Annotated in this window: 11 protein-coding genes; all 11 read left to right on the plus strand. The window is 58.2% G+C overall.

All coding sequences use genetic code 11. The annotated features are described in order from the left end of the window. The first annotated feature begins 196 nt into the window (after positions 1–196). The 11 genes from ACZYHG_RS19795 to ACZYHG_RS19845 all read left to right on the plus strand — a co-directional run bounded on the left by ACZYHG_RS19795 (position 197) and on the right by ACZYHG_RS19845 (position 13,405). The gene (locus tag ACZYHG_RS19795) at positions 197–3,430 is read left to right on the plus strand and encodes a hypothetical protein (RefSeq protein WP_464610002.1); all 3,234 of its coding nucleotides are present in this window, start codon (positions 197–199) and stop codon (positions 3,428–3,430) included. 343 nt (positions 3,431–3,773) lie between these two features. Then, on the plus strand, positions 3,774–5,594 hold the full coding sequence (locus tag ACZYHG_RS19800; protein ID WP_464610003.1) for a hypothetical protein: 1,821 nt from the start codon (positions 3,774–3,776) through the stop codon (positions 5,592–5,594). Continuing rightward, on the plus strand, positions 5,551–5,874 hold the full coding sequence (locus ACZYHG_RS19805; protein ID WP_464610004.1) for a hypothetical protein: 324 nt from the start codon (positions 5,551–5,553) through the stop codon (positions 5,872–5,874). The genes ACZYHG_RS19800 and ACZYHG_RS19805 overlap by 44 nt, the downstream gene beginning before the upstream one ends. Before the next feature lie 192 nt (positions 5,875–6,066). Further along, a complete protein-coding gene (locus ACZYHG_RS19810) occupies positions 6,067–6,714 on the plus strand; it encodes a recombinase family protein (RefSeq protein WP_464610005.1) in 648 nt (215 codons plus the stop codon). 501 nt (positions 6,715–7,215) lie between these two features. Continuing rightward, positions 7,216–7,392, plus strand: coding sequence for a hypothetical protein (locus ACZYHG_RS19815; protein WP_464610006.1), 177 nt, complete (start codon positions 7,216–7,218; stop codon positions 7,390–7,392). A 136-nt stretch (positions 7,393–7,528) separates the two neighbouring features. Next, positions 7,529–7,717 carry a hypothetical protein gene (locus ACZYHG_RS19820; RefSeq protein WP_464610007.1) on the plus strand — a complete coding sequence of 63 codons (189 nt, stop codon included), beginning with the start codon at positions 7,529–7,531 and terminating at the stop codon, positions 7,715–7,717. A gap of 5 nt (positions 7,718–7,722) precedes the next feature. Further along, positions 7,723–8,199: a hypothetical protein gene (locus ACZYHG_RS19825; protein WP_464610008.1), complete on the plus strand. Its 477-nt coding sequence runs from the start codon at positions 7,723–7,725 to the stop codon at positions 8,197–8,199. Between the two features lie 120 nt (positions 8,200–8,319). Continuing rightward, positions 8,320–8,478: a hypothetical protein gene (locus ACZYHG_RS19830; protein ID WP_464610009.1), complete on the plus strand. Its 159-nt coding sequence runs from the start codon at positions 8,320–8,322 to the stop codon at positions 8,476–8,478. Then, complete coding sequence (locus ACZYHG_RS19835; protein ID WP_464610010.1) at positions 8,475–8,657, plus strand: hypothetical protein; 183 nt, start codon at positions 8,475–8,477, stop codon at positions 8,655–8,657. The genes ACZYHG_RS19830 and ACZYHG_RS19835 overlap by 4 nt, the downstream gene beginning before the upstream one ends. Positions 8,658–8,919: 262 nt before the next feature. Then, on the plus strand, positions 8,920–13,167 hold the full coding sequence (locus ACZYHG_RS19840; RefSeq protein WP_464610011.1) for a tape measure protein: 4,248 nt from the start codon (positions 8,920–8,922) through the stop codon (positions 13,165–13,167). A 55-nt stretch (positions 13,168–13,222) separates the two neighbouring features. Continuing rightward, positions 13,223–13,405, plus strand: coding sequence for a hypothetical protein (locus ACZYHG_RS19845; RefSeq protein ID WP_464610012.1), 183 nt, complete (start codon positions 13,223–13,225; stop codon positions 13,403–13,405). Positions 13,406–13,448 lie beyond the last annotated feature (43 nt).

A 13,448-nucleotide genomic window follows, 5' to 3' on the forward strand; every position in this document is an offset into this window, starting at 1 on the left:
GTGGCCGTTGCCCCACGGGGTGACGGTCACTTACCACCCACCAGATGGGCGCATGGCGGGGCCGGCGCAGACATCACTTCACCAGCGCTGACTTTTGGGAAGTCCCACAAAATCTCCCGAAATCCGCTGAATTTTTGACGCAAGCAACACAGTTGCTTGCGGGTGCTTCGTGCACCCAAATTCTGGAGATTTTCAAATGGCGAAACCCGCCCGCAAGCCCTCTGGCGCTGACCAGATCACGGCTGAAATCATCAACTTCGAAGAAGCCGCTGCTGCCCTGAATCGGATTGCCGATGATGAGTCTGTGATTGCACCCGACGCGGCTCCGGATGAACCGACCAGTTGCTTCAACGATGCCGAGATTTGGGGCGAAATGTCGCCGGAAGTCGCCGCGCTGCCGATCGCTATTTCGGTCGCCGAGAATCGTTTCGAGAAGGAATGGAAGTCGGTCCCAGAGGCACCGTTCAAGGCGGTGTTCGAGCGCTTGTTCTCTCAGCACAATATCGGCAAGAAGGAAGGTCGCTGCTTCGTCACTGGCACCCTCGGCAAGTCCAAGCGCCGGACCAAGAACAACGTCACCCACAACTACATGATGGGCATCGACGTGGACTCGGGCGCGTCTCTGGAGGATTGCTTCCAGCGCGTTCGCGCGGCCGGGCTGACGTGCATCTTCTACACGACCCACTCCCACGAATCGACCGGCATCGAGATCGCTCAGGATCGTTTCCACCGCTGGGCCGAGAAGAACCAGATCGACACCACGCCTACGACTGAATCGATTCGCCGCTACATGCGCGAGGAAGAAAAGAAATACGTCGAAGACGTGATCGAAGCAGCCGAGTTCATTGAGAAGCGTCAGGAAGACGGCATGAAGCTGATCATCCAGACGCGGCCCATCGACAAGTTCCGCATGTTGTTCCCGCTTGCCGTCCCGTTCGTGTACATGGAGCAGGATGGTGCCCACAAAGACGTGATTAATTCTTGGTCGCAGAAGGTGCTCGAACTCGGCCGGTCGTTCGGCGTCGATCCAGACCCGGCCGCGCGTGATCCGTCGCGTCTGTTCTATCTGCCGCGCCACTCGAAGGACCATCAGAACTATCGGGTCATGCTGACCTGCGGCCGGCTGCTTAAGTTCGAGGACATTCCCAGCGCCAGCACGTCGACCAAGGTCTCGTCCGATCCATTTGATCAGGCAGCCTACATCATGGGCGCGACGGCGCGCGGCCAGATCGTGTCGCCGACGCTGGGTGTCGAACTGCGTCAGTGGGCGCGCGATCGTAGCCATGGCTTCGACATCACGCAGGTCTTCAAGGATCATTGCGAAGACAAGATTCGCACCGAGCAGTCTGATACCAAATACACCATCGAGTGCCCCTTCGATGACGACCATAGCAACCCCGGCGATCCTGACGATCAGGGCTGCTTCATCCAGTCGGCCGGCGCTGACGCTGAGACCTTTTCCTTTCATTGCTCGCACGCTGGCTGCTCCGGCCGCGACCGCCTCACGCACATGCAGAAGGCGATGCAGGATGGCTGGTTCCCTGACTCGATCCTGACCGACCCGACCTACGATCTCGCCGGCATCGACGACGAGGACGGCGGCACTGCCCTTTTCAACTTCGATGCCTTGTTGCAGCGCGCCGTCGCGGAAAGGGAGGGCGACGGTGTTATTGCGGCGGCAACCAAGGATGCGCTTATCGAATGCTGCGCTTCGGGGCGCGCGCCCTCCAATGCGATGGATTTGTTGAAGGCGCGAGCAAAGATTGGCGCAACCGAGTTCGGCAAAAAGGTTGCCGATCGCAAAAAGGTACTCCGCAAGGAGCGTAAGAACGATCGCGCCAAGGGCACGATTTATGCGAGCGACGATTTCGACGTGCAGTGCGAGGCTCTGGAGTCTGCGCTGTTGCAGCGAAACGAGCATGACCCTTCGCACTATAATTTTGGTGGGGCGGCATCACGGCTGATTGATACGGTAGACGACAAGGGACCGCGAATGGTCCTGGCTCCCATGAACCGCGACGAATTTGAAAGCGAGTGCAACGACACGCTCACCTTTGTCTTCGACCTCAAGGAAGGCGAAGAGCGAAAGGAAGCTCTCCCGCTTGTCGTTGTAAAGAAGACTTGGAATATGGCGATCCGCGATTATCTACTCCCCCTTCGCCGGATCGTTGCCACGCCCATTCATGCCGCCAATGGGTCGCTTTGCCAGACGGCCGGCTATGCACGCGACGTTTGTGCATTGGTGGATATCGGCGACCTTCCCATTCCTCCGGTCAGCGATTGTCCGACGCCCGAGGAACTGGACCGCGCCAAGAACCTGATCCTGATCGACCTCTTGGGGGACTGGTGCTTTGCCGACGACTTCGGCGGCGAACCACGCGATGGCATCGCGTCGAAGGCGCATGCGGTCGCCCTTCTGCTCCAGCATTTCGCTCGCGAACTCTATACTGGCTGCACGCCGGGCTTTCTCATCGACAAGCCCGCGCCGGGCACGGGCGCTACCTATCTGGTCGACATGATTCACCGCGTCGCTCACGGCCGGTCTGCTGCTGCCGAAGCGTTCCCCGAGACCGAGGATGAGGTTCGCAAGGGCACTACTGCCAAGCTGCGAGCGGGGGTCAGTATGATCTTCTACGACAACGTGCGGCGCAAGTTCGGCGGCAGCGCCGTAGCAGCCCTTCTGACCGCTGAAACGTGGCGGGACCGCATTCTTGGTGAGACGCGGATTGCAGAGTATCCGAACCTTGGCGTCATGGTCGTAACTGCCAACAATGCATCGATCTCCGATGAGCTTGTGCGGCGTTTGCTGCCGATCCGTCTGGATGCGCGAATCCCGGAAGCGGCACTTGAAGATCGTACATTCAGCAAGCCCGATCTTAGCGGATGGGTGATGGAGAATCGTGGGGAACTGGTCTGGGCCTGTCTCACGATGATCCAGAACTGGATCGCGAAGGGCCGGCATCCGGCCCGACAGGGTTTCAAGAGCTATGAGAGCTTCGCCAAGGTCATGGGCGGCATTCTCGACGCGGCAGGTATCGAAGGGTTCATGCAGAACGTCAACTCTTTCCGAGCATCGAAGAAGACCGAGAACCTTGAAGACAGCGACCTCATGCAGGCACTTTTCGATGGTCCCGCAAAGGAAGGCAGGGGAGCATTCACGGCAGCTGAGGCGCACAGTGCAGTGTTTGAGTCGTCTGGCGTTTGCATGTTCGCTGGATTGAATATCACAGCCGATCGAGATGATGAGCATCTACAGAACCGCGTCCTTGGCACGCGTCTGGAAAAGCGCCTGAACTCCTATCGGCTCGCAGCCGGAGACTACCGTTTTGAGAAGGCCGGCATGCGTGACGGGTCGAATACCTATCGCTTTGCCCTGATCCGAGCGGCGAGTGCGTCCGCCACGCCCGCCGAAGCGTGTGAAACACCGTGAAACGGGGAGACGGGGAGACTTTTCCTTACCCCGCGTGTACGGAAAAAAAAATAATGAGTACGCTTCTCTGGAACTCGACTGGATTTCCACCATTCTTTTTTTTTCTGAATGGTGGGTAGGGTGGAATCACTCCCCGTCTCCCCGTCTGCACTCGACCGATTTGATCCCTGCCGGTGGCGTCCGGCGTCCGATCAGCCATCGCGCGCCCAGTACCGCACGATTGTCCCGCATGCCGACACACGAAAGGTGAATAGATCGACGGTTGAGTGCAGAGGACGGCCGGGATGAGTGCAGAAAGTGGCGGGACTAGCCAACGGTGCCCGGATTGGGCAAAGCTCTCCACATGCCCCTGAAAGTCCCCTCAATTCATCCGATCGCTATTGTCTCAGATGACGCACAATTTGCGGCTCAACTGTCGTGTCTGGTCGCAACGCGTGGCGCATACGTTGCTGTCATGGATGCGCCTCGGATGGGACGCGATGATCGCCAAGCAGAGGTTACACGTCGCCAAAATGCTCTTGCTCGCTCCAAGGCCAAGTCTGCGCTAATGGGCGGCGTCGCTCCCGAGGCGATGGATGCAATGTTGGCCACGTTACCCAAGGGATTTTGTCGTACCGTAGATAGTTGGGCTGATGCCCGAGATCAGGTCGGCGGCTTTCAGAGACTTGAACGGGAACCACTCGTTTGGGGTCGGGACCGGATCGGGATCGGTACGCTTAAGGCCTTGAAGGAAGGACGCCGCATCGAATTTGTGAATGAGGCATCCCCCGTTGAGAACGTGCCCGCCTCCGATCATCTCGTCGTCTGCGAAATACATGAACCGCTTTCGGAAGTGATTGCTGCAAACTACGCGTTTGCTCTCGGCGCGGGCTTAGCCCTCATTCCCCCTGTTCCTAGGGAAGCAGCCGACGAAATTCTTGAGGGTTTCTACGGCCTGCAAGACCCCGGCGACTTGTCCCCAACCGAACGCCTTGAAGGTCTTACACGTCGCGTCTCGGAACTTTGCCCGGACGTGGTAGTTCCAAATGGCGGTTCCATCACCTTTGTAACCAGACAGCTGCCTTTTGGCGTTGCCTTTCGGCAAGTTCCGACGACCCATTTGTTTACGTACCCTGATCTAGGCATTTCTGTCATTAACGGCTTTGCTGCCGAACAACCTCGAAATCCCGGCGTCGAGATTGCGGTTCTGGTCGATCCGGAGACCACTCCGGCTCCCGAAATTGAGGCGTCCGCGAAGGTCCTTGCCAAGCGAAGCGTATTCGTTCGCGGTTACAGCGGTCGTAAGGCAACCGTCCGCTCGATCACTGAGGCGGTCGAGCTTTTCCCGTATGATCTGCTCATATTCGCAACGCATTGCGGCGACGCTGACGGCTTTCGGTGGACCTACGAGTACAAAGACTATGAAGGTGTTCCTCGAACCTTTGTCGTCGATATTGCCTTGGGTGTTGGTCAGACCGACGAAGAAGAGATGCTCGATGTTATGCAATACATGCGGTTTCATTCACTCGACGGTGTAAGTTGGACCGACCCAAAAAAGACCGAGAAGATCAACATAGGGAGCGCCGTACGATATTTTGTCGATATGCGCGCTCAAGACAAAATAGAGCCGGTGAAAAAAGAAGAGATAGATCGTGTAACCGGATCAGCAGCAATGAAAATGTTTGACCATAATTATTTGGCGATGCCGCGCGAATTAGGAAACCAAGCTACGCCCATTATCATCAACAACGCTTGCGTCTCGTGGCATGAACTGGCCAAACGCTTCATGTTCGCCAACTGCCGAGCATACATTGGAACACTATATCCGATAGTCCCGGTTGAAGCTGATGCTGTTATCATGGCAACAATCGAAAAGCAGTTTGAAAAGGACCTTCCGCACGCGATCTGGTCGGCTCTGAACACTGTCTACAAGGACAGTCCGCGACGCCCCTATGTCGTGAGTGGTGTCTACAGCCAGCGCTTTCGGTTTGGGTCCAAAAAGGCTCCTGTCCAAATCTTGACGGAGATGATCAAGGCAAGTGAGACCTGGGAGCAACGATTGTCCCATCTAGAAAAAGAACGTGCCGCTGAATCGATGCTCAAGCGAACGCGGTCATTTATCGACTACTACAACGCTGAGATTGCTGCGTTCAGAAAGCGATGGTTCTCTTCATCAGAAACATGACCATGCGCGGCTTTTCGATATTTTTCCCATCGAAAAAGTGGTCTCTCGCAGCATTACAGCCTATCACGCCCGCCCTCATCGACGGAGGGAAAAGGTCGCGCTTTACAAAATTTTTCTGCACACAGAAAAGTCGATGCGCCTGTATATCGGGCGTTCCTTCACGATCCTGCAACTCTGGTGGCGGCACGGGCTGTATCAATGCAACCTCGACCAACAAAAAGCGCGCGCCAGTGCGCCGCTGAATGCGGTCCGCCGTGTATCACTGGAAAGCCTCCGATGAAAAAGGCACCAGCGCGTCTGCACTCAACCCTTAACCCTTCTCAGTAAGGTAAATCCAAGCCAAATTTCGTTAACCTTGTGCGGATAAAAACCGAGTCCATTCAATGCCTTACAGGCACAACGGCCGTTGCCATTTGCAGATTCCGTGCTATTCTCCGGATCAGAGTTCGGAGTAAGTCGGTCATGACAAAGTTTGTGGTTTACCTTCGCGTCTCGCGCCAGAAGTCAGGGTAAGTCCGGCCTTGGTATCGAAGCCCAGCAACGCGACATCGACATCTTCCTGTCGACCTATGCGAATGATCCCGAACTGATCGCCTCGTTCACCGAAGTTCAGTCCGGTGCCGATGATGACCGCCCAGAGCTTGCAAAGGCGCTGGCGCTGGTCCGCAGCACTCCCGACTGCGAACTATTGGTGGCCAAACTGGACCGCCTGTCGCGCCGCGTGAGCTTCATTGCGAAGCTCTTGGAAGACAAGCGCGCACGGTTTCGCGTTGCATCCATGCCCCATGCGGATGCCTTTCAACTGCATATCTATGCGGCCTTGGCAGAGCAGGAACGTGAGTTCATTTCCCGTCGCACGATCGCAGCCCTTGGCGCTGCCAAGGCACGCGGTACGAAGCTAGGCGGCGTCCGCCCGAAGACCGAGCAGCGCAACGAAGCGTTGAAGGCTGTTGCCGACGCCTTTGCGGTCAAGTGCATCACCGTCATTGGACCGATGCGCGGTGCAGGCAAAACGCTGGCAGAGATCGCGGAAGCTATGACCACGATGAACATACCGACTGCGCGCGGCGGCAAGTGGAACGACGTGACCGTGGCGCGGATACTGAGGCGCGCCGCGTAGCCAGCCGATCGATTGGGGTTGAGTGCAGAAGGCCCGGCCATGTCGCCGGGCCTTCTCTATTTGCGGGGCAGCGCGTGACGATGCGCGTCACGTTATTAGATAGAGCAGGCCTCGCGGTTGAGTTCTGAAGGCGCGCCCGTTCGGCATGCCCCACCCCCCTTCGATGTTCCCACCAGCAATACAACCGTGGACCCAAACGGGGTATTGTATACCCGCCATAGTTGTGACGTACGGTGTAAAACTATAGAGTCTGAACTTTTTCAAAGGGTTACCTAATCTGCACTCATCCCCAACAAGTCATTCCATCGGGGCAAGCCAGCCCAGTATTCCAGCCGCTGCCCCGCATTCCGGGTGCTAGAGATGAGTGCAGAGCCATTGCTGGCCAAACGTTCCTAACTAAATTATATAATGATTTCAGTATGTTATGTCAGAGTGAGCCGCCCGTTATATTGACTAGGAACGGATTCCTATGTTAAGAAGAGCGCAGATTGGACATCCGAAATGCGCATCAAGCAGGGCACACAACTGTCATCCTACGTCTCCCTTAAGCAGGTCGACTGGCTGCAACGGCGCGCACGCGCCAATGAGACCTCCGTATCGTCGGAGATTCGGGCGATTCTTGATGCTGAAATGCGCGCCGATGAGGTTCGCAGCGAGATTGAGCGATGCCTCGCGTAAGTACATCGCTCTCGGATGAACTATTCGCCTTTCTCTGCGGAGAGCAAGAGCGAACAGGCCGCACGGTTTCGGAACTAATTCGCCTGTCGGTAATCCAACGGCGGGCCACACTTGAACTTCAAAAAGAAAACTCAGAATGACAGCCTTCGCAATCAAACGACCCGATGGCACTATCGTGGACCATCTCGACTACCAGAACGCAGAAGAACAGGTTCGCCTCTACGGTGCTTCGTGGGTCAGCGCCGACGCAGCCCTTGTTGCCATTTCGGCCGATCGCGCCCGCTTGCGCCAGCCGACTACCTTCAACGCGAAGGCAGAGGCGTAATCGTCATGAATCAGGCACAGGCCGACTTCCTTCGTCAGCACAACGTGAAGCACCCTTCGGAACTGCTCGACCCCATGCTTCGACTCAATTGGGCCAATCTTCATGATGAGCCCGACGCTGCGCCGGAGCATACTGAACCGACTTTGACCGAAGGCCAGCGGCTGTATCTTGCGGCGGGTGCGGGCGGCGGGTCGGTCGATGGCCTCGACGATATCCAGCGGGAAATCTTCAACCGCATGGGAACTCCGACCGAAACCGCTGCGGGAGCCTCGCACGCCAGCGCCGGCCCTCGAAACCTCGACCATGAAAAGCTCAATGCTGCCTATCCGAACAGCCCGACCCAGCGCCTCACGATTGCCTACGCTTGGGACACTGTTTTGCAGGATCGCAAAGAAGCGGCGGCCGGCGTATCGCCCGAACTTCGGGGGTCTCGCCACGAAATCGTTCGCGCGTCCGATCTGGTTAGCCCTTACCTCATTTAACTATCCCGAATTTCGGCGGTTTCAGGCCCCGCCGAAAACGCCTCTCCGAGGCGATCCCCGCCAGCGCTTCGACACTCACGGGCAGCGAGCGCTGGCGGGCTTTTTCGAGAGAAAACATCAATGCTGACCTCCATCCGTTCTGGGCTCGAAAGACGCATCGAAGCTCTGCAATTCAGATTTGACACGACCCGCGATCCCTATGTCCGCGCCAACCTGTCGACGGTGATTAAACAGTTGCGGCGTGAACTGTCCGAACTGCCGCTGGAGGCAGCGAAGTGACTTTGCTGGACGAACGATCCGAGCGTGAACTCGCCTATATCGAGTCGCGGCTTCGAGTGCTGCATTCCAGCTTCGAAAAATCGCGCGACCCGGCCCAAAGGGCGAGTCTTGTGGACTCGATCCGCGTACTTGAACGCGAGCGTGCCGCAAAAACGGCAGGTGCCTTTCCATGGGACTGAGTAGCTTAGCCGCTCTCATCGAAATAGAGATTCGTCGGCTTCGATTTCAAGTCGAGAACCTTCCGGCCGGTAGCCTCGATCACGCCCGGTTGGCCAACATGCTGGCCAAGGCTGAACGCGACCATGTCGCTGCACTCCGACTGCTAGACGGCCGGGGCTGACCTTTACCGATCGCGCGCCCGACACGCCGATCGGCCCCTTTCTCCAAAACCCCGACGCCCTTGACTCAAGCCGCGCGATAATCGCGTAGGAGCACGCCGCAATGGCAGACCAGTATCAGATTAAGATTGCCGTCGACGGCTCCGCAGCCGAGAAGGGCGTCAAGCAGTTCACCGGCTCGCTTACGGACTCGATGAAGGCGCTTAAGGCGTTCGACCAGCGTTCCCGTTCGACGTTCGACAGCCTCAAGAAACTTACCTCCCTTGACTCCGGCAGCCTTAGCCGTTCGCTGCGCGGAACCGCGCAGGCGATCGAAGTCTTGAACCGGGTCAAGCTTTCGAAGACCCTCGTTAACAACCTTCAGATGCTCCAGCGCACGCTCGCGAGCTTCCGCTTCAACGCGGACGCTCTAAAGAAGGTGCCGCTGGCAATGGCAGCGCTTTCGCAGGTAAAAATCGACGGCCGAGTTGTAACTCAGCTTCAGATGCTGAAGGCCGCGATGGTCGGATTCAAGTCGCCTCCGGCCGCTGCCGCACGCAACTTGGCCGCAATTTCTGCCAGCCTGAATACTGTCAACCCGTCCCACGTAAATGCCGCCGCTGCTGCGCTCCAGCGCCTGAATGGCCTTAGCCTCAAAGTCGGTCGCGGCTCTCTTCCCAACTTCTCCAAAACAACGTCTTCCCTGAAAGGCCTGTCCGATCAGATGGCGTCGACCTCGTCGATGGCTAATCTATTGCGCAGCGCCTTGGCTGGCATCTCTGCTGTTGCCCTTGCGCGCGGAGTCTATCAGACCGGTTCCGCGTTCATGAATCTGGAGCGCACGCTCGGTTCCGTGGCGTCGTCGTCTGACGAAGTCAAAGCGCAGATGGGTTTCCTTCAAAACCTGACTCAGCGCATGCCCGTGTCCCTTGACGCGGTCGCCTCCAGCTATGGCCAGTTCGCAACGGCGGCACGTCTTTCCGGCGTCTCAGTCGCTGACACTCAAAAGGTTTTTGAAGGCTTTTCCACCGCTTTCGCAGCCATGGGTGTCGGCACCGAACAGCAGAAGAACGGCTTTCTGGCGCTTACCCAGATGATGTCGAAAGGCAAGATCAGCGCAGAGGAATTGCGCCAGCAGTTGGCGGAAGCTCTCCCCGGAGCGACACAGATTCTTGCTGACAGCCTTGGAGTCAGCACGGCTAAATTGCAAAAGCTTATGCAGGCTGGAGCCGTGGGCAGCGATGCCCTGATCAAGATGGCCGATCGCCTCCAGAGCCAGTTCGGACCCGCCGTAGCATCGGCTATGAACTCGTCTCAGGCTCAGATTGTGGGCTTCCAAAACGCTTGGACTAACCTCCAAAAGATCGTCTTCAATTCGGGTTTCAATGCAGGCCTTGGCGCGCTCGCCCGGCAGTTGGCCGACGCGATGAACAGCGATCCGGTAAAGAAGTTCGCCGCCGATGTTGGCAATTATCTCGGGCAGGCTTTCCGAGTCATCGGTGCCACGGTTCGCATCCTGTCTGACAATACCGCGACCGTTTCGATGTTCTTCAAAGCATTTGCCGGCTACGCGGTGGTAGCCGCCGCTGCCGGCGCGTTCCGTCTGCTCCTTCTTCCGCTCGGGCTCTTGGCACCGCTGGCAAACGGCGCTGCCGGTGCGTTCGGTGCCTTGAAGACGGCCTTGGTATTCCTTGCCACGGGCAAGGCGTTCAGCGCCATTGCTGACATCGGGAAGGCTTTCGGTTCGCTGACCGGAAAAATCATGTTGGGGGTTGCCGCGATCACTTTGTTTGCGGCTGGTCTTGATGCCGTGTTCAATAACAGCCGCGCCACTAAGGCTCTCATCGACGGCGTTGGGTCCGTTTTCCAAGCCCTGTCAGATAAGCTCGTAGGCTTTGGCGCGGGGCTCAGTGATGGCGTGGAGAAAGCGTTCGCTTCGGCGATGCGGCAGACCGATGACTACGCCAAGGCCATTCAGGATGCCAGCCTGCTCAACGAAAACCTGCTCACGGCCAATGCAGCGCGTGAGGCTGCCAATTCGGCCGCGAAGCTCTCTGCCCTGACCGATGAACAGCAGAAGGTCTGGGATCAGGTCAACGGCATCGGAAAGGCAAACGACGAGTTCAAGAAACAGCTCGCTCTTTTGGACGCCATCGCCGCGAAGAAGGGCATCGACGCAACGCCGTACAAGAAGGTGTTGGACGCCCAGTCGCTCGACAAGCGCAATCCGGTTGGCGCTCTGGTCCGCGATTACCAACAGGAACTCAACGCCGCTTCGGCGCGCACTGGCTATGAGAAGGCCGTCAACGCCGCCGTAGCCGCGCGTAACGACCTGCTTAAGCAGGGCATCGACCTAACCAATGCACAGGCCAAGGCACTGACAGATTATCAGGTCGGACTCGCCAAGATGAATGGGGAGGTCGGAAACGGCATCGAGCGCTGGTCCGCCAAGGTTGGCGACTTCAACGAAAATATCCAGAATGCAATTTCGGACGGCATTGGCGGTTTGTCTGACCAGATCGCTAACTTCGTGACGGGTGCCAATGCCGACTTCGCCGGACTGGCGCGCTCGATCCTCGCGTCGTTCGTCAAGATCAGCCTTGATAGCATGCTCAAAGACATGTTCGGATCGATCGGCATGGACGGCGCTAAGAATGGCCAGTCTCAGGCTGAGAGCGCTCTGGCTAACCTCAGTGAGATCGGCAAGACGATCACCACGCAGATGACCAGCGTGTACACCAACGGTCTGACGATCGACGGTCTCGGCGCGACCAGCGCAGGCCTTGGCCCGCTGGACAAGGTTACCCGCTCGCCTCTCGCTGACATTCCTGGCACTAGCGTTGCGGCTCCCACGGCTCGCCCGAGCCTTGACGCCACCATTGCGGCTAGTGCTGCGCAGACTCAGAACTCCCTTGCTGCACGAGCGGCACAGGAAGCCGCCAACAAGGCCGCTTTCGAGACTTCGCCGGCCGGTATGGGGCTTCGCGGTAGTTTTGGCGCAATGGGTGATCTTGGCTTGCGGGGGACGATCGCACCGGCCGCTGCCATGACCAAGGCAGGTGAGGCCATGGGCACTGGCTTCCAGAAGGTCATTGCCGCTGGCGCTGGTTTCACCTCGTTCCAGAACTCTGACGGTTCGATCGTCAAGCGCACCGGTACATTCGCGTGGCGAAACCAGAATCCGGGGAATCTGGAGGCTGGCCGGTATACCGCATCGCAGCCGGGCTATCTGCCGGGCGGTGGACGCTTCGCCGCGTTCGACACATTGGAGCATGGTCGTCAGGCTCGTGAGAACCTTCTTTTCAATTCTCCTGCGTACAAGGACAAGACCTTGGAGCAGGCGATCAAGCGATACGCCCCGCCGTTCGAAAACAACACCAAGAGTTACACGGATCAGCTTGCCGCTGCCGCTGGCGTGTCGAAGGACACGATCATGTCGACCATGACCGAGCAGCAGCGCCGCGCCTTGATGATGAAACAGGAGTCCGTCGAAGGCTTCCGCGCTGGCAGGGAAACTCTGATCTCCGGGCCGAATGCTGACTTCGGGGTTGGCCGTCCTAAGCAGACGATTCCAGCCGGCATCGATCCGACGACGACCAACTCGATCGACGCGCTGAACGCCAAGATGTCCAGCATCGGGCAGGTGGCACAGGCGGCAAGCGCGCCGCTCGACCAGTTCCGCGCGGCCAATCAGAACCTCGCCACGGCATCCACCTTGGCAGGCACTAACGTCGCGTCGGCGGGAGCAATGGCAACCACGGCCGCTCCAAATTTCCAGACGGCAGGGCAGGCGCTGGCCTCCGCTGGCCAGTCGGCGGCTACGGCCGGCCAGACGGCACAGACGGCCACGGCAGGCGTCGGCGGCTTCGGCTCGGGCATCTCTCAGTTGCTTGGCCCGTTGGCGTCGGCGATCCCCGGCCTTGGTCAGTTCGGTGGCATGATCATGCAGCTTGCTTCTTCGCTGCTCTCGGGCGGCGGCATGGGAGGCGGGCTGCTTGGCGGGTTGTTCTCCGAAGGCGGCTACGCCAATTCCCCGGTTGCTCGGGCTGCGCTGCCGATCTCTGCATGGGCTAGCGCACCACATTTTCGTGAGGGTACTGCAAACACCTCTGGCGGTGGCATGCCTGCGGTTTTGCACGATAATGAAGCAGTGATCCCGCTGTCTCGCGGTCGGAAGATTCCGGTTGAGATGAACAACGACAACCGGGAACCGATGCATGGTACGGGCGCGGGGCGCGCGCGCGGCGGTGCAGCCACGAATAACTTCATCTTCAACGGGGTCAAGGACGCCAACTCTTTCCGGCAGTCGAAGCAGCAAATTCAGTCTCAGATGCTGGGCGCGATGCACCGATCGGCGATGCGAAACGGCTAAATTTCTGCACTCAACCCTTCTCTAACCCCCGCCTTCCCAACCACAGGAGTCTACAATGCCGTTCAACCGCCGCCCAATTAACGTGCGCAAGAAGATTCGCGAGCGAATGATCAACACCCGCGTTGACAAGGAGATCACCCTGCTTCTGGACAGGTACGTCATCGGGGCCAACGTCGGCGCGCGGGCAATCGCCCACATGGCCGTGCTTGACATATTGGTCGCGGCTTCGGTGCAGTAACCTTCCGATCCGCGCGGGATCACAGGGTTGAGAGCAGAGAAGT

The sequence above is a fragment of the Mesorhizobium subarcticum genome (assembly GCF_055456085.1).